Below are 17,581 nucleotides of genomic sequence, written 5' to 3'. Positions count from 1 at the left end.
CCCGCTTTCGAGGCCGCCGAGATCTCCGACCTGTCGCTGAACGACAACCCCACCCGCGCCATCTGCACACTCCACCGATCAGACCCCCGCCGACCGGGAGTGTTGCTTCGACGCTATGACACCACCCTCGTCACCTGAATCAATTTGATTCTCTGTTAGCAAAGATTGATCCAAAATCGGAAGCACCGCCTTTGAAGGGGGTAACGAACGAAACGGAAGTATTGTGGATCCTTGATGGACCTCAAATATATACTCATTTGGTAGAGTGGCGGTTAGTGGGGGTATAGATCTCCACGGCTTGTGCACGCTCGGCAGACTCTCGAGCGCGGTCATCCCGGCTCTTTGACCTAGCTTCGAATTGGGTTGGTTGACCTCTCGAATAAATGTGAGAACTTTGGGGAAGATCGTGGCGCCATTCACTACTATTTCGTTGTATGGTGAGCTTGCGACTGTGTCCTTTCCAATAGAGACATTCGGTTGCTCGGTGACTATAGCACTTTGTTTTGTAGTTTCCCAGTCGAGATTTACGAACTTACCTGAATAGACGATTTTCGTTCCCGGAAAACCATGAGGTGGTTCTGGTGAGTCTGCTAGTGCTTTCTCGCTTCTGGTGCCGAATACTGCCGCTGCCGGAACAGGGAAGAAGTTGTTGGGTTTGAGCTCGTGGAGATCCCATAACTCGGTGAAGTGGGCACGTAGATGAAGCCCCCATTTTCCTCGGCGGAATCCGTCATATGCCCTTCTACTCAAAACCGAGTAGGGAGTTACGAATCCGAAAGTTCCGTCGTCATTCAGATACTTGTCTATGGCCCTGGCAGCGAAAAGGGCGACAAGGTCTTGTTGCGGGGCCACATTGCCTCCCTCCCAAATCCGATACTTTTCGGCGAATGCTTTGTATTTAGATTGAAGGTCTGGCGTCATGTAGCGGTATGCAACCCATGGTGGATTTCCTAATAGTACGTCCACCTTCCGGCCTGGCATTGAAAGCCAAAGCGGGCGGACTTGATTACGTACATAAAAGCCCCAGATTGAATCCTTCCCCTCCGCGTTTAGATCGCAGAGTAGGTTGAACGTATCGGATAGCGTGGCGAAGGAGTCATGATATCTGGTAATGCCGAAGCGTTTTAAGATTGGTTCAATCTTTGGTCGCGGTAGTTCCTTGTCTGTGTATTCTTTAGCGCGATTCGTCATTGCGCTAACTAGTTGGTCGAAGGTGTCAGTATCATCGAACGAGGTAAGCGGAAACACGAGCGTTCGAGCGATTGAGAAGAGAGTGGTATGTTCTGCGGAAGAGAGATCGGGACCTTCGGTGTCGATTCTGACTACGTTCTCATCGTGATTGTCGGGTTGGTACCACTGCATCGAGTCGCCTAAATGGACAGGCACCCAGAGGTCTTCTCGGTCTTGTAGGTGCTTACCGAGTGCAAGCAAATATGTCACTCTTGCCAGCATCACCGAAACCGGGTGTATATCGAGGCCAAAAACGTGGGACTGGATATGCTCGACTATCGTTGAGGAAGTCCAGCCTGCTAATTCGGCTTCGCTGGTGACTTTTCGGATAGCCTGAAACAAGAATGTTCCGGAGCCGCATGCAGGATCGAGGATCCGTTCCGAGAGTGGGGCGTTAACGACCTTGCGGGTAATTCCTTGGGCAAGCCAGTCTGGAGTGTAGTACTCACCCATTCCCTTTCGGATGTCTGCATTAATGATTGATTCATAGAGAACCTTTAATGCATCATGTTCTATTTCAACCCATTCAAACATTGCGATCCGGCGTACCGTATGGGCTAGAAAGCGCTCGCCGTCTTCGGCTGCGAGAATCCAATCAAAAAATCCGGGCTCTATTACGTTATATATTCCAGCCTGACGGAATTTGTTTCCGTCGAGGAGGCCTTGCGGATTATTGATTAGATCAATGACGTCCAGTCCCATGACTGCGTGGCCAATTGCGGAAGCTTCTATGACCAATAGCGTATGGTCTATGAATAAATTCTCGTCATCCACAAAGCCGGTTCCTAGGGCACTGCGAAGTAGGCGTGCCCAAAGCTTTCGCTTCAGGCGAACAGTTGGATGGTGTCGTACTTTTTCGTAAAGTGATGTTAGATAAGCGGCGTCTTGACTGTAGGCTGGTGACGTTGAGCCGAGGAGATTCTCAATATTATATTGCGTTGGCTTTAGATTCGTTCTCGTAGCCAGAACCGCCTGCAGCCATTCGACTAGTTGGAGACGATGAGTTTCGCTGCTAAGTTCAAAAGATGACCGGAGTTCGAATTTATCTTTCGAAGGTGATGTTTCGAAAAGCCACCAGTATCTTCCGTCGGTGAGAATTCCATTGTATCGTGTTTGTTCTTGTTGCATTCGCGTTTTGACGTAGCCTGCGAGTTGAGCTATATGTTCGACGTTAGCTTCCGGTGTGGTTAGCTTTTTCTTTACTTCGATTACTGTTGCGCCAGCGGCGATGTCGATCCGTCTTTTCGAGCCGTCTCCGACTTGTTCCTCGAGTCGAGGAGTATCGACGTTAAATTCGCCTGTGGTTAGAAGCAATTTGATGTCGGATTGGATGTCTGCCTCGGTGCGGGCGGTGGCGCCAGGATCGGAAAGCCGTTTCATTAGTGATTCGTCAATACTCACGGGTAGTCCTTTGTGCTTCGTGTTTTGCGGTTTCGCTATTCGTCTTGTGGTGTTGAACTAGTAGCTCCCGGCGACTTGCTGTATGTGGTATTAGTCGAGCTTGTTGCTCGAAAAAAATGAATTGGCATTGCTCATTTGGTTACTGTACTACGCTCGTGCGCTCGTAAGGGAGCCAAAGCTGGCCCTCAATTGCTAGCCAGTAGGGCTGGCGGTGGTCCATCCGTGGATGTTGGAGTAACTCTTATCGCAGATCACGCCCTCAGCACAACCTTTCCGGTCGTCTTCCGTCCCTCGAGCGCCCGGTGCGCGTCGGCAGCCTCGGCCAGTGGGAATGTCTCACCGATCCTGAAGTCGAGCCAGCCCTTCTCGACGCCGCTCGAGACCATCGCCCACCGCTTCGCCAGTGCCTCGGGAGTCGCGACCATCCATACGAGCGACGGACGCGAGAGGAAGATCCCGCCCGAAGAGTTCAGCCTCTGAATGTCGAACGGCGGGACCTGACCCGATGCCCCGCCGAAGAGCACCATCGACCCCAACGGCTTGATTGATGCCAGCGACGCATCGAACGTGTCCTTGCCGACCCCGTCATAGGCGACCTCGACGCCCTCGCCGTCCGTCAGCTCCCGCACGGTCGCGGCGACATCGACACCCGGACCGTAGAGGAACACCTCATCGGCCCCAGCCTGCCGAGCAAGCTCCGCTTTCTCCTCGGTGCTCACCGTCGAGATGACATTGCCACCCAGATGCTTGATGATCTGCGTGAGCACAAGCCCGACACCACCGGCACCGGCGTGAACGAGTGCCGTATCACCCGGCTTGATCGCATGCGAGGTCGTCGCCAGATACTGCGCCGTCAGCCCCTGCAACGGCATCGCCGCAGCCACCTCGGCGCTCACACCCTCCGGCACCGCGAGCAGATTGTCCGTCGCCACGACGACCTGCGTCGCATACGACCCCGGACCCTCATGCCACGCCACCCGATCACCGACCCGGTAGCTCTCGACACCCTCACCCACCTCGGCGATCCGACCCGTGCCCTCGACCCCGACGACATGCGGATAGTCCATCGGATAGACCCCCGAACGCCGATACGTATCGATGAAATTCACGCCCGCCGCCTCGACGTCGACGAGCACCTCACCCGGCCCCGGACTCGGTGTCTCGATCTCCGCGAACTCCAGCACCTCGGGTCCACCGGCCTGCATTGCTCGAACCGCCTGGGTCATCACGCCTCCTGCATATAATTTAATGATGCTGTATGGTTATTCATATGAACGATCTGACGGTCGCCGTCTCCGGCGCCACCGGCTATGCCGGGGGAGAGGTCCTCCGACTGCTGAGCACCCACCCCCACCTCACCGTCACCACCGTGTGCGGTCACTCCAGCGTGGGCGAGAAGCTCGGCAGGCACCAGCCCCACCTTCCCCGGTACGCGGACTTCGTCATCGCCGATTCCACCGCCGAGGTGCTCGCCGGCCACGATGTCGTCATCCTCGCCCTGCCCCACGGCAAGTCCGGGGCGATCGCCCGGGAACTGGCCGAGACCAGCCCCGATACCCTGATCGTAGACCTTGCCGCCGACCACCGCCTGATCAGTCCCGCAGCGTGGGAGACCTTCTACGGCTCACCCCACCAGGGCACATGGACCTACGGTCTGCCCGAACTCCTCCTCGCCGACGGGACTAAACAGCGCACCCAGCTGAGCGAGACCACCCGCATCGCCGTGCCCGGGTGCAACGTCACCGCCGTGACTTTGGGCCTCGCACCGTTGCTCGCCGCGGGCCTCGCCGCTCCGAAGGGGCTCAACGCAGTCCTCGCTAACGGCGTCTCCGGAGCCGGCAAAGCGCTCAAACCCCACCTCATCGCAGCCGAGGTTCTCGGTGACGCCTCCCCGTACGGCACCGGCGGCACCCACCGCCACGTCCCCGAGATCGAACAGAACCTCAACGGCGTCTTCGGCGCGGACCCCGCCGACGGTCCCGTCCGCATCTCCTTCACCCCGACACTCGTCCCCATGTCCCGCGGCATCCTCGCCACCCTCACCGCCGACCCGGGGGAGAACGCCCCGCGCACCGCCGACGGCAGCATCGACGCCGAAGCACTCACCAACGCCCTGACCGCAGCCCTCACCGCGACCTACGCCGACGAACCCTTCGTCCGCGTCCTGCCCGAGGGCCAATGGCCGCGCACCTCGGCGACGACCGGATCGAACGTCGCCCAGATCCAGGTGACCTATGACTCCCGTGCTGAGAAGGTCCTCGTCGTTGTGGCCCTGGACAACCTCGTCCGCGGCACCGCCGGCCAAGCCCTCCAATCCATCCATCTCGCCCTCGGTCTCGACGAGACCACCGCCCTGCCGCTCGAAGGAGTCGCCCCATGAGCGTGACCGCACCCCTCGGCTTCACCGCAGCCGGACTCACCGCCGGCCTCAAACCCAGCGGCAAGAAAGACCTCGCCCTCGTCGTCAACCAGGGACCGAGCACCGCCGTGGCCGCCGTCTACACGTCGAACCGGTGCCAAGCCAACCCCGTCATCTGGTCGAAGCAGGTCTCGGCCACCGGCCACGCTCGCGCCGTCGTCCTCAACTCCGGAGGCGCTAACTGCTACACCGGCGACTTCGGATTCGCGACCACACAGCTCACTGCCGAAAACACCGCGACCCTCCTCACCGACGCCGGCATCCCCACCCAGGCCGACGAGGTTCTCATCTGCTCGACCGGCCTCATCGGCGTCGGCGGTGAGGAGTTCCGGGCTGGGATCCTCGACCATCTTCCCGAGCTCGTCGCCGCAGCCGACGACTCCGTCACCGGGGGAGCGGACGCCGCCGAGGCGATCATGACCACCGACACCGTCGCGAAGACCGCAACCCGCGAGGGCACCGGATACACGATCGGCGGCATGGCCAAAGGCGCGGGCATGCTCGCCCCCGGCCTGGCGACGATGCTCGTCGTCATCACCACCGACGCACCCCTCGACCCGCCCGTCCTCGACACAGCCCTGCGCGCAGCCACCCGCACCACCTTCGACCGCCTCGACACCGACGGGTGCATGTCGACGAACGACACCGTCATCCTCATGAGCTCCGGCGCCGCGGACACGACGGTCGACGAGGGCGAATTCGGGGACCTCCTCGGCGAGGTCTGCCACGACCTCATGCGCCAACTCCACATTGACGCCGAAGGCGCCCACCACGACATCGCCATCACTACCCGTAACGCCGCCTCGGAGGATGACGCGCTCACCGTCTCCCGGTCCGTGGGCCGGTCGAACCTCTTCAAGGCCGCGATCTTCGGGGAGGACCCCAACTGGGGTCGCGTCGTCGCCCAGGTGGGGACCACCTCGGCGGAGTTCGACCCGACGACCATCGACGTCACCATCAACGGCGTCGAGGTGTGCCGGGCCTCCGGTCCGTACGCCGACCCCGCCGAGGTGGTCTTCGGACGCGAGGTCGACGTCGTCATCGACCTCCACGCCGGGGACGCGACGGCCACCGTCTGGACCTCGGACCTCACCCACGATTACGTCGAAGAGAACAGCGCCTACTCCACATGAGCACTCAGCCCGACTTCTCCACGAAATCCACCGCCGCCCGCCTCGCCGCCGCCCAGGTCAAGGCCGAAGCGCTGACCGAGGCGCTGCCGTGGATCAAGACCTTCGCCGGGGCCACGATCGTCATCAAGTACGGCGGCAACGCGATGATCTCCCCGGAACTCCAGCAGTCCTTCGCCGACGACATCGCCTTCCTCCGCTTCGCCGGCATTCGCCCCGTCGTCGTCCACGGCGGGGGACCACAGATCTCGGCGATGCTCGGAAGGCTCGGCATCGAATCCGAATTCAGGGCCGGCCAGCGGGTGACGAGCGAGGAAGCCGCCGAGGTCATCCGCATGGTGCTCGCCGGGCAGGTCAACCGCGACATCGTCTCCCGCATCAACATGAACGGCAACGCCGCGATCGGGCTCTCCGGTGAGGACGCCGACCTCCTGCTCGCCCACAAGAGCGTCGCCGAGGTGGACGGACAGACCGTCGACCTCGGCCGGGTGGGCGAGATCGCCGAGGTCAACACCACCGTCCTCACCGAACTCCTCGACGCCGGGCGGGTGCCCGTCATCTGCTCGATCGCCGCGGAGATCGGCGGGCAGGCCGGGAAACCGCTCAACATCAACGCCGACCTTGCCGCCTCGGCCGTCGCGAAGGCGCTCAAGGCGCAGAAGCTCATCATGCTCACCGACGTCCCCGGTCTCTACGCGAACTGGCCCGACACGTCCTCGCTCATCTCCCGCATCGGACCCGACCGGCTGCGCGCCCTGCTGCCGAGACTCGACGCGGGGATGATCCCGAAGATGACCGCGGCCCTCGAGGCGATCGAAAACGGAGTGCAGCAGGCCCACATCATCGACGGCCGGATGGCGCACTCGCTCCTCCTCGAGGTGTTCACGTCCGAGGGCATCGGCACGATGGTCGAGGACACCGTCGTCGAACCCGCCCCGCTCGGCGATGGGCACCGCGGGCACACCGACGAGACCGAGGACGAGGGCTCTGGCCGGGCTGCCGGCGGAGCTGCCGGGAGCGCTTCCGGCGGTGTTGACGAATTCGCGGAGGCGAACAATGAGTGAGGCGACGACCGGCACTGCCACCTGGCGCGATGACTTCTCCCGCGTCCTCTCACCCGTCTTCGGGACACCCCAGCTCGACATCGTCCGCGGTCGCGGCTCCTACGTGTGGGATGCCGATGGGAAGCAGTACCTCGACCTGCTCGCCGGGATCGCAGTCAACGCGCTCGGCCACTGCCACCCCGCATGGGTGAAGGCGGTGTCCGAGCAGGCCGCGACGCTGGGCCACATCTCGAACTTCTTCACCTCGCCCCCGCAGATCGCGCTGGCTGAGAAGATCCACGAGATCCTCGACCTGCCCGAAGGCTCCGCCGTGTTCCTCTCGAACTCCGGCGCCGAGGCGAACGAAGCCGCCCTGAAGATGGCCCGCCGCGCCGGCGGTGGGGGACGCCCGATCATCATCGCCGTCGACGGCGCCTTCCACGGCCGGACGATGGGCGCCCTGTCGCTCACCGCGAAGGCCGCGTACCGTGAGCCCTTCGCCCCCGGGGTGCCCGGCGTCGTCCACGTGCCCTACGGTGACGTCGATGCGCTCGCCGCCGCGATCAATGACACGACCGCGGCCGTGTTCATCGAACCCATCCAGGGTGAGGTCGGCGTCCGCACCCACCCCGCCGGATACCTCCGTGCGGCCCGCGAGCTGACCTCTGCTGCCGGTGCCCTGCTCATCCTCGACGAGGTGCAGTCGGGCATCGGGCGGACGGGGACCTGGTTCGCCCACCAGGATCCCGCGATCGGCGAAGGCGTTGTCCCCGACATCATCACCTCGGCGAAGGGCCTCGGCGGCGGCATGCCCATCGGGGCGACGATCACCGTCGGCACCGAGAACACCGGCCTGCTCTCGGCCGGTCAGCACGGCACGACCTTCGGCGGCAACCCCATCGCGTGCGCCGCCGCGCTCGCCGTCCTCACGACGATCGAGACCGAGGGACTCCTCGATCGTGCGGGCCGCCTCGGCGAACAGCTGAGAACCGAACTTGCGGGTGTTCCCGGTGTCGCCGGCGTCACCGGGCAGGGACTCCTCCTTGGGGTCGAACTCGCCGGGGACAGTCCCGATGCGAAGGCCGTCGCCGCCCGGGCGCTCGAGGCGGGATTCATCGTCAACCCCGTCACCCCCGAACGCCTGCGCCTCGCCCCGCCGCTGACCATCACGCACGAGGAGATCGCCCCGTTCCTCACCGCCCTGCCCGACCTCCTCACACACGATTGACTAGGACCACGATGACCCGCCATTTCCTCAAGGACACCGACCTCAGCCCCGCCGAACTCACCGAGGTCCTCGACCTCGCCGCCGAGCTCAAAGCCGCCCCCTACTCGCGCACCCCGCTCGCGGGACCGCAGACGGCCGCGGTGATCTTCGACAAGACTTCGACCCGCACCCGCGTGTCGTTCGCCGCCGGCATCGCGGCCCTCGGCGGGCAGCCGCTCATCATCAACCCCGGTGAGGCGCAGCTCGGGCACAAGGAGTCCATCGCCGACACCGCGCAGGTGATGAGCCGGATGGTCTCGGCGATCATCTGGCGCACCTACGCCCAGACGGGGCTTGAGGAGATGGCCGCGCACTCGACCGTGCCGGTCATCAACGCGCTCTCCGACGACTTCCACCCGTGCCAGATCCTGGCCGACCTGCTCACGATCCGCGAACACCGCGGGACACTGGCGGGGCTGACGATGAGCTACTTCGGCGACGGGGCGAACAACATGGCGAACTCGTACGCGCTCGGCGGCGTCAACGCCGGCATGCACGTGCGCATCGCCGCCCCCGCCGACCACCAGCCCGACGAGGCGATCGTCGCCGAGGCGAATCAGTTGGCTTCGACGACCGGCGGATCGCTCACGGTCACCGACGACCCCGTCGCAGCCGCCTTCGGCGCCGATGTCCTCATCACCGACACGTGGGTGTCGATGGGTCAGGACTCAGCCGGCCGCGACGACGACGCGTCCCCGTTCGTCAAGTACCAGGTGACGCAGGAGCTCATGAATTCAGGCAACGACGCGATGTTCCTCCACTGCCTGCCCGCCTACCGGGGCAAAGAGGTCACGGCCGAGGTCATCGACGGCCCCGCCTCGGCGGTCTTCGACGAAGCCGAGAACCGCCTCCACGCGCAGAAGGCCCTGCTCACGTTCCTCCTGGAATCGCGATGAGCGAGAACAGCGTTCCTCAGGCCGGCGCAGCGCCGCTGACGAAGACGGCCCGGCAGCAGAAGATCATCGATCTCATCACCCGCCGGTCCGTGCACTCGCAGATCGAACTCGCCGATGAGCTCGCGACGCTCGGGATCTCCGTGACCCAGGCGACGCTGTCGCGTGACCTCGCCGAGGTGGGGGCCGTGAAGATCCGGTCGACCTTGGGATCCGTGTACGCCGTCCCCGGTGAGGGCGGTGACCGCAGCCTCCAGCAGTCGACGGGGGACAGCCTCGATGCGAAGCTGCCGCGGCTGCTCGAGGAGCTGCTCGTCTCCGCGGCCGCGCAGGACTCCATGGTCGTGCTGCGCACCCCGCCGGGGGCCGCGCAGTATCTCGCCTCGGCGATCGACCGGTCGTCGATGTCGGGGATCTTCGGCACGATCGCCGGAGACGACACGGTGCTCGTCATCGCCGACGCCGCTGTCGGCGGGCAGGCGCTCGCTGAGACGTTCCTCGAATTGGCGGCCGGTGGGGTCGGGGACGGGTGAGGGGACGGGCGAGGCGCGGATGACGGGCTGAAGAGCGCGTCGATCCACGGTTGGCGCGTCCCGCTGGTCTCGATCCACGCGTACCTTGGCCCGATCAACGCGGCACCGGAAATCCGCGTCGCCCGCGACGCGGAATCCGGGCCTCGCGTGGAACGAGCGGACGAACGCGCCAAACACCGCCTCGGCGGCGATGAGACAATGACTGACAATGACCGATCCCAGGCGGGATGCGGACGAACGGCCGGGAGACGGCACGAAAGGACGAGAAGTGAGTGAACGACTGAGCCTGTGGGGCGGACGCTTCTCCGATGGGCCGGCCGATGCGCTGGCCGCGCTGAGCAAGTCGACCGACTTCGACTGGCGCCTGGCCCACTACGACATCGCCGGGTCGAAGGCGCACGCCGCCGTCCTCAACCGGGCGGGTCTGCTCACAGACGACGAGCTTGAGGAGATGCTCGCAGCACTCGACGAACTCGGTCGCCGGGTCGAGGCGGGGGAGTACGTTGCGGCCGAATCCGACGAGGACGTCCACTCCTCCCTCGAGCGGGGGCTCATCGAGATCGCCGGGCCTGAGCTCGGCGGGAAGCTGCGGGCAGGCCGGTCGCGCAACGACCAGATCGCGACGATGGGACGGATGTATCTGCGCGATCACGCCCGTGAGATCGCAGGCCTCGTCCTCGACGCTGTCGACGTCCTCATCGCGCAGGCCGAGGAGCATCCTGAGGCGCCGATGCCCGGGCGCACTCACCTCCAGCATGCGCAGCCGGTGCTCCTCGCCCATCATCTCCTCGCCCATGCGTGGCCGCTGCTGCGCGACGTCGAACGGCTCGCCGACTTCGATGACCGTGCTGGGGTCTCCGCGTACGGGTCGGGTGCGCTCGCCGGATCCTCGCTCGGGCTCGATCCGCAGGCAGTGGCCGCCGACCTCGGGTTCGCCGACTCGGTGGAGAACTCGATCGACGGCACCGCCTCGCGTGACGTGTTCGCTGAATACCTCTTCATCACCGCGATGATCGGCATCGACCTCTCGCGGCTGAGCGAGGAGGTCATCGCATGGGCGACGAAGGAGTTCTCGTTCGTCACCCTCCACGACGCGTATTCGACCGGGTCGTCGATCATGCCGCAGAAGAAGAACCCCGACGTCGCCGAGCTCACCCGCGGAAAGGCCGGTCGCCTCATCGGCGATCTCACCGGACTGCTAGCGACCCTCAAGGCCCTGCCGCTCGCGTACAACCGTGACCTGCAGGAGGACAAGGAGCCGGTCTTCGATGCGACCGACACGCTCGAACTCCTGCTGCCTGCGTTCACCGGGATGATCGCGACGCTGAGGTTCGACACCGAGCGCATGGCGTATCTCGCCCCGCGCGGTTTCGCGCTCGCCACCGACATCGCCGAGTGGCTCGTCCGCCGAGGTGTGCCCTTCCGTGTCGCCCATGAGCTCTCGGGTGCAGCCGTTCAGCTCGCCGAGTCCCGCGACGTCGAGCTGTGGGATCTCACCGATGAGGACTACGCCGGAATCTCCGAGCACCTCACCCCCGAGGTGCGGGAAGTGCTCACGACGCTCGGCTCGATCGACTCGCGTGACGCGAAAGGCGGGACCGCGCGGTCGGCCGTGGCCGTGCAGTTGAAGAGCGCTCGCGCCGAGGTGGCCCGCCTGCGCGAGTTCGCGGAGTCGCCCCGGAGCGTGTGAGGGAGACCCGAGATACTTGGCTTGGCACTGAACATGCTGGAGCCGATGCTCCAAGCACAGGGAGAGTGTATTGCCGTGTCATTGAGAGGGCTTAACCAGCTTCAGACTTGCGAGTTCAACATCATCTCGCGCGAGGACCTGTGGCAGCTTCGAATCGCTTACGAGCGAAGCGTTTAGCATTGCGATTTTGGCCTGTTCGATCGCGGTGGCTACTGATTGAGCAGACGCAATGGCTGCATAGAACTTTGCCGCGAAAGTTATTGCCGCCAAATCTGTGATGGACGCCGACATACCGATGGCTGTAGGCACTGTCCGAAGCAAACTTTCCGCACCCGCAAAGCTCTCGCATGCATTCAGCACTACCAAACGGGGCGGCTCGTCTGTAGCGTCAAGTATGCGAGCCAGTAGATCGAACGTGACGTCACTACCATCCTGCGACCCCTCTTCGTTCTCGAACAGTAATCCCAAGCTCGAAGCATGACCGGAGAAGTGCACAACGTGCGGCCGATAATAATTGAGCCCGCTCGTGAGGTCTTGTGAAGTTGCAGCTGGAAGGTGTTCGACTTCCACGAGATCGCGCCATCGCGATGCTTTGAGTTCCTGCCTAACTGCTCGAACCTCCCGATCCACCCGCAGCCACGTTCCGCTAGTCTCGGATGTTCCGTCAGGATGCTCTAATGTCGTTTCGACAGCGTGCGGGTTAGCCGTCAAGTATAGGACCCTCAGCCGTTCAGGACTGGGCGGTTGCACGGTCACATAGCGGATTTGAGGAGGAAGCTGTGAAAGTCTGGCAACTTCCCGAGCGTGAGCCTTCTCCTGACTCTGTCGCTTCTTTGTCTCGCGGTCCCTGGCTTGCTGAGCGGATCGCTCCTTGGCCGCTCGCGATGCCGCCTCACGATCCCTGGCCCGCTGCTCGTCGCGTTCCGCTGATGCCAACGACGAGTGTTTCTGACTTAACGATCGTTCGGCGTCCGCAATCTTGGCTCGGATCTCGCCTTCCTTCTTCGTCGCAAGCGCTGCCTTCTTCGCTTCGCGTTCAGCCGCGCTTTCAGCCATGCGGCGTGTGGAATTTGAAGTAGTCCGGCTTGCCTCGGACTGTTTCCGGCTCGCGGCCGTCGATGCCCTGGTTGCGGCATCCATTTGCTTTCCCAGATCCTTCTTCAACGTGCCAATTTTGTTGTCCAGCGAGGCAATCTCTCGCCGAAGCGTTTCAGTGCGAGCCACGATGATTCTCCTACTCTCGATTTTCCGGTAGATTCCGGCTCACATTCATCGTTCTAGTCGGCACTGACATGACATGTCGCCACTTCCATGTCCGGGGACTGTTAGGTCCGTACCCAGAGTCGCTATCGGGTGACTGTTCCCTCTTGCAGTCGTGTTAACCGGGTAGAGTCAGTGCCGACTCGTATTGGGGCAGCTCACCTCGTGAACCCGCTCGGTATATAGAAGATGAGTGATCAAAGTCTGTAATCGCGGGGCACCGCTCCTATACGCCACGTCCGACCACCTCGGCGAGCCCCACCTCGGCGAGCGAGGACTCACCACGGACGGGAACAGCCCGCGCCCGTGTACGCCGTAGAATTGGGAGGGCCGGCCCGACGCCGGCAAGTCCACACAGTTTCGAAAGGACCGAAGTGACCGACGTATTCAGTGACCTCAAAGCCCGCGGGCTCGTGGCGGTGTCGACCGACGAGACCGTGCTCCAGACAGCTCTGGATCAGGAGTCGCTGACCTATTACGTCGGTTTCGATCCGACCGCGCCGAGCCTGCACATGGGCAACCTCGTCCAGCTCATCACGGCCTCGCGCCTCCAGCAGGCCGGGCACAATCCGCTCGCCCTCGTCGGCGGGGCCACCGGCCTCATCGGCGACCCGCGGATGTCGGGGGAGCGGACCCTCAACCCGCGCGAGATCGTCGAGGAATGGGTCGGCAAGATCCGTGCCCAGGTCGAACGGTTCCTCGACTTCACCGGCCCGAACGCCGCCCAGGTCGTCAACAACTACGACTGGACCTCGGAGATCTCCGCGATCGACTTCCTCCGCGACATCGGCAAGCACTTCCCGGTCAACCGGATGCTCGCAAAGGAATCCGTGTCCGCGCGCCTGAAGAACGAGTCCGGCCTGTCCTTCACCGAGTTCTCCTACCAGGTGCTCCAGGGCAACGACTACCTCGAGCTCTACCGCCGCTACGGCTGCACCCTGCAGACCGGCGGATCCGACCAGTGGGGCAACCTCACCTCGGGCGTCGACCTCATCCGCCGCGTCGAGGCCGCCAACGTCCACGCGCTGGCGACCCCGCTCATCACGAAGGCCGACGGCACGAAGTTCGGCAAGACCGAATCGGGCACCGTGTGGCTCGACGCCTCGCTGACCAGCCCGTATGCGTTCAGCCAGTTCTGGCTCAACGCCGACGACCGCGACGTCATGAAGTACCTCAAGGTCTTCTCGTTCCGCCCGCTCGAGGAGCTCGAAGCGATTGGCGCCGAGTTCGAAGCCGCCCCGCACACGCGTCTGGCGCAGAAGGTCCTCGCCGAGGATGTCACCACCCTCGTCCACGGACGCGACCAGTACGATCAGGCGATCGCCGCGGCTGCCGCGCTCTTCGGCGGCGGCGAGCTCAGCGCTCTCGACCCAGCGACCCTCGGCGCGGCCACGGCCGAACTGCCCCGCGGCGAGGTTCCCGCGGCGTCGCTCGGTGAGGGCGTGCCCGTCGCCGATGCCTTCGTCGCCTCCGGCATCGTCAAGTCCAAGGGCGAGGCCCGCCGCGCCATCAAGGACGGCGGCGCCTACGTCAACAACGTCAAGGTCTCCGGTGAAGACCAGACCCTGACCAGCGACGACGTCCTCGAGACCGCCGGCGGGGGAGTCGTACTGCTCCGCCGTGGCAAGAAGACACTGGGAGCCGTCGACATCGTCGGCTGAGTTTGATTGTGAACCTGAGCCGCACCCGGATGAACGCGGACCGATGAGTCCCATAAACAACGACGACGCCGTGCAGCGAGACTCCTCGCCGCACGGCGTCGGTCGTTTCCCGGAGCGTTTCCCGGGGTCGGGTGACGGTAGTGATGATCTCCTCGCCGAGGTGGCCGACCTTCGCCGTCGCATCCACAGTCTCGAACGCGTCATGGTCGCGATCTTCTGCCTGTTCACTGCGGCTGTGCTCGTCGCGGGCGCGGTGCTGCCCATGTACACCGACCGCGATGGCGACACCGCCGATCAGGCGTGGTCGGTGGTCTCGATCGCCGGGTCCGCACTCTCGATCCTCGTCGGTGCCGAGCGCCCCGACACGGATTCGCCCGGGGTCCAAGCCTTGTTCATCGCCGGATTCCTCGGGCTCAACTTGATCATCGTGCTCCTCCTGGTCGTCGTCTTTCCTTGGGCCGTCATCGGTCGGGTGAGCCGGAATCAGGTGAGGTTCGCGCGCATCATCGTGTGGCTCGGACTCGTCGGGTCGGTCGTCCCGGTGCTCCTCTCGCTCGTGGCCTCCGGCTCGACGGACTCCGAGGCCGGGTGGGGAGGGGCCGTACTGTTCGTCGGAATGGCTGCGTCGCTCGTCATCGTGCTCACGACCGTGCGACCGCGGACTGCGGGTTACGGCGCCGAGGCGGCCGATGGAAGGTGGAGAAGCGCGGACAGCGGTGGCTCGACTTCTGACGGGGACCGTCGGTAGGTCCTTTCGGAGCCGGGAATGTCCTTCCGACCTGAGTGCGCGGGGAACCTCCGCGCACAAATGCGGACTTCCTCAGTTGCCGAGCCCGTCCCAGGTGACCGACGATGGGAGAGTAGCCTCACGTGGGATGTCACTGAGACCAGTGCCAACCGCGACTGATCCTCTGACGTGAACCCGAAGACCTAGGAGACCTGTTCCATGAAGACTCTGCTCAACATCATCTGGCTGATCTTCTCCGGTCTCTGGCTGGCCATCGGGTACTACATCGCCGGAATCATCTGCTGCATCCTCATCGTCACGATCCCGTGGGGCATCGCGTCCTTCCGGATCGGCAACTACGCGCTCTGGCCGTTCGGTCGCGAAGTGGTCGAAACACGTAGTGCCGGCATCGGGGCGACCTTGGGCAACATCATCTGGCTCATCGTCGCCGGGGTGTGGCTGGCGATCGGGCATGTCGTCACGTCGATCCCGCTGTTCCTCTCGATCATCGGCATCCCGCTCGGGTGGGCGAACCTCAAGCTCATCCCCGTCTCGCTCATGCCTCTCGGCAAGGAGATCGTCGACAGCAACACCGTTCTGCCCAGGTACCAACAGCGGTGACGAACGCCTGAGCCGCCCGGTACTCAATCCTGAGAAGCCTGCTCCTGCAGCTCTTCGAGCGAGATCTCCCCTCGACGCACTGCCCTGAGCACCCGGTAGGTCCTCATCACCCTCGGAAGTGCGATGACGAGCAGTCCGCCGAGCATGTTGAAGACGATGACGATGACGAACCACTGCAGGAACTGCAGGACGGAGATGTCGGCACCGGCGAACATGGCCGCGAAGATCATGATCGCGTTGATCGCCCCGTGCAGCATGCCGAATCCGATGACGAGCAGCCCTGTGACCATGCAGACGATCGCAGTGACCACCTGATTCGTCGCCCCCTGTTGCATGCGCGTGGCCAGGGTGATCGTGGCTCCCGCGAGAAGGGAGAGCCCGATCATCACCCCGAGTGAGGGCTGATCCATGTAGCCGAGGGCCGTGTCGACGAGCACCGCGTGATAGTCGGGCAGGCCGAGCACGATCAGCCAGGCGAACGCCGCTCCGCCCACTAGGATGGTCGCCAGGCTGATCACCCACAGCCGCACCACCTGCAGCCAGTTCGCTTGCCCTGCGAGAACGGCGTTGAGCGGCAGGAGGAACTCTTCGGTGAACAGTTCGGAGTGGGCGAGTTTGAGTGCGAGCAGGCCGATGCCGAAGGCCATGCCGGCGAGGATATCCGAGCCGGTGGCCTGCTTGACGAGGATCATCGCCAAGATCCCCAGGCCGACATCGATTCCGCCGAAGATCCCCGTGACGATGAGCTCGGGCAGTTTCCGATTGAGGCGCGCAGCACCTTCGGTGACGGTTGCTGACGCCTCTTCGACAAGCCCGTCTTCAAGATCGAGATCGCTCTTGCCGAGTCGTTCGCGCTGATCCTTCTGGGTCATGCGGCCAGTCTATAGTCAGAACAAGGCGCGCTGTCGGATTGTGTGGTCAGGAATCCTTGCCGACGAGAGGGCGCCGACTCCGGTTGTGACGGTACATGCCCTGCCGGCTCTGCGGTTGTGCTGATGCGCGCAGGCCTGGCGTGCTTCACATCTGAGAGGTGATCCGCCGGCTGGCCTGGAGCAGCGCCTCCAGCGTCGGGCTCGATCTTCGTTGCGTCCGGACTCACCGAAGCGCAACCGGAGAGGACCTTCATCCCGTTGGTCGTCTCCTACGTCATACCCATACTCATCCTTGCGTTCGTCATCGTGATCACTCAGCTCGCCGGACTGATCTTCGCCCAAGGAGCATGGATCGGCACTGCGTACGAAGTGCTGGCTCGGCCGAGCATCATTGCCGCCATCGCGGTGAGTCTGCTGGGGTACGGGTACTACACAACGACCGGCGCCGAGGCGGACGACTGAGCCCCAGCCCCGGGGACCGGGTGTGTGAAGCAGCCTGCAGCCGGTCCCCGGATCAGGGCGACTGAGAGCCCAGATCCCGCATGACTACAGCGGTGACCGTTGTCACAGGCCGATTTTCGCCTTCCGGGTTGCGTGTGGGGGTTCGGGTGGTCTAGAGTTATATCTCGTTCGCCTCACCGGGAACACCACGACAAAGGGGTGTTTCCACCGGGTGTCACCAGCACAAACACTGTTTGTACGGGGATGTTTCCGGGAGTGTGGTTCGGGTGAACGCAATCCTGTGGATGCCCCCACCGAGTGCATGGCTTCTGGTTGTGTGTGGTGTGGGTGTGTGTTTGTGGTTTGAGAATCCAATAGCGTGTTTGTTTGAAC

General features: G+C 63.4%; 15 protein-coding genes. 11 read left to right on the top strand and 4 right to left on the bottom strand.

Going from position 1 to position 17,581, the window contains the following annotated elements:
- Nucleotides 1-78: 78 nt before the first annotated feature.
- Together AACX88_RS17095 and AACX88_RS17090 are read right to left on the bottom strand one after the other, a co-directional pair.
- Nucleotides 79-2,631 (bottom strand): N-6 DNA methylase, encoded by a 2,553-nt coding sequence (locus AACX88_RS17095; protein ID WP_339394070.1) that lies wholly within the window; start codon nt 2,629-2,631, stop codon nt 79-81.
- A gap of 251 nt (nt 2,632-2,882) precedes the next feature.
- Nucleotides 2,883-3,857: a quinone oxidoreductase family protein gene (locus tag AACX88_RS17090; RefSeq protein ID WP_339394069.1), complete on the bottom strand. Its 975-nt coding sequence runs from the start codon at nt 3,855-3,857 to the stop codon at nt 2,883-2,885.
- Between the two features lie 44 nt (nt 3,858-3,901).
- Between AACX88_RS17090 and argC the strand changes: the two genes are divergently transcribed.
- The 7 genes from argC to argH all read left to right on the top strand — a co-directional run bounded on the left by argC (nt 3,902) and on the right by argH (nt 11,606).
- Nucleotides 3,902-5,011 (top strand): N-acetyl-gamma-glutamyl-phosphate reductase, encoded by a 1,110-nt coding sequence (gene argC / locus AACX88_RS17085; RefSeq protein WP_339394068.1) that lies wholly within the window; start codon nt 3,902-3,904, stop codon nt 5,009-5,011.
- A complete protein-coding gene (argJ, locus tag AACX88_RS17080; RefSeq protein ID WP_339394067.1) occupies nt 5,008-6,183 on the top strand; it encodes a bifunctional glutamate N-acetyltransferase/amino-acid acetyltransferase ArgJ in 1,176 nt (391 codons plus the stop codon). The genes argC and argJ overlap by 4 nt, the downstream gene beginning before the upstream one ends.
- Nucleotides 6,180-7,244, top strand: coding sequence for an acetylglutamate kinase (gene argB, locus AACX88_RS17075; RefSeq protein WP_339394066.1), 1,065 nt, complete (start codon nt 6,180-6,182; stop codon nt 7,242-7,244). Before argJ ends, argB begins: the two co-directional genes overlap by 4 nt.
- A complete protein-coding gene (locus tag AACX88_RS17070) occupies nt 7,237-8,451 on the top strand; it encodes an acetylornithine transaminase (RefSeq protein ID WP_339394065.1) in 1,215 nt (404 codons plus the stop codon). Before argB ends, AACX88_RS17070 begins: the two co-directional genes overlap by 8 nt.
- A gap of 11 nt (nt 8,452-8,462) precedes the next feature.
- Nucleotides 8,463-9,386: an ornithine carbamoyltransferase gene (gene argF, locus AACX88_RS17065; RefSeq protein ID WP_339394064.1), complete on the top strand. Its 924-nt coding sequence runs from the start codon at nt 8,463-8,465 to the stop codon at nt 9,384-9,386.
- A complete protein-coding gene (locus AACX88_RS17060) occupies nt 9,383-9,916 on the top strand; it encodes an arginine repressor (protein WP_339394063.1) in 534 nt (177 codons plus the stop codon). The genes argF and AACX88_RS17060 overlap by 4 nt, the downstream gene beginning before the upstream one ends.
- 268 nt (nt 9,917-10,184) lie before the next feature.
- Nucleotides 10,185-11,606, top strand: coding sequence for an argininosuccinate lyase (gene argH / locus AACX88_RS17055; RefSeq protein ID WP_339394062.1), 1,422 nt, complete (start codon nt 10,185-10,187; stop codon nt 11,604-11,606).
- Between the two features lie 78 nt (nt 11,607-11,684).
- Here argH and AACX88_RS17050 read toward each other — a convergent pair whose 3' ends face one another.
- Entirely contained in the window at nt 11,685-12,830 is a 1,146-nt protein-coding gene (locus AACX88_RS17050; protein ID WP_339394061.1) for a CHAT domain-containing protein, read from the bottom strand.
- Nucleotides 12,831-13,240: 410 nt separating this feature from the next.
- Between AACX88_RS17050 and tyrS the strand changes: the two genes are divergently transcribed.
- The 3 genes from tyrS (at nt 13,241) to AACX88_RS17035 (ending at nt 15,875) form a co-directional block, all read left to right on the top strand.
- Nucleotides 13,241-14,527 carry a tyrosine--tRNA ligase gene (gene tyrS, locus AACX88_RS17045; RefSeq protein ID WP_339394060.1) on the top strand — a complete coding sequence of 429 codons (1,287 nt, stop codon included), beginning with the start codon at nt 13,241-13,243 and terminating at the stop codon, nt 14,525-14,527.
- Nucleotides 14,528-14,570: 43 nt separating this feature from the next.
- Nucleotides 14,571-15,275: a hypothetical protein gene (locus tag AACX88_RS17040; protein ID WP_339394059.1), complete on the top strand. Its 705-nt coding sequence runs from the start codon at nt 14,571-14,573 to the stop codon at nt 15,273-15,275.
- Between the two features lie 198 nt (nt 15,276-15,473).
- Nucleotides 15,474-15,875 carry a YccF domain-containing protein gene (locus AACX88_RS17035; RefSeq protein ID WP_339394058.1) on the top strand — a complete coding sequence of 134 codons (402 nt, stop codon included), beginning with the start codon at nt 15,474-15,476 and terminating at the stop codon, nt 15,873-15,875.
- 23 nt (nt 15,876-15,898) lie between these two features.
- Here AACX88_RS17035 and AACX88_RS17030 read toward each other — a convergent pair whose 3' ends face one another.
- Entirely contained in the window at nt 15,899-16,747 is an 849-nt protein-coding gene (locus AACX88_RS17030) for a formate/nitrite transporter family protein (protein ID WP_339394056.1), read from the bottom strand.
- A gap of 258 nt (nt 16,748-17,005) precedes the next feature.
- Here AACX88_RS17030 and AACX88_RS17025 point away from each other — a divergent pair, with 258 nt between their 5' ends.
- The gene (locus tag AACX88_RS17025) at nt 17,006-17,209 is read left to right on the top strand and encodes a hypothetical protein (RefSeq protein ID WP_339394055.1); all 204 of its coding nucleotides are present in this window, start codon (nt 17,006-17,008) and stop codon (nt 17,207-17,209) included.
- Nucleotides 17,210-17,581 lie beyond the last annotated feature (372 nt).

Source organism: Brevibacterium metallidurans, from assembly GCF_037101285.1.
In the GTDB taxonomy this organism is placed as follows: domain Bacteria; phylum Actinomycetota; class Actinomycetes; order Actinomycetales; family Brevibacteriaceae; genus Brevibacterium; species Brevibacterium metallidurans.
The sequence above is the reverse complement of the archived record's forward strand: the minus strand, read 5'-3'. Positions and strand labels throughout refer to the sequence as shown.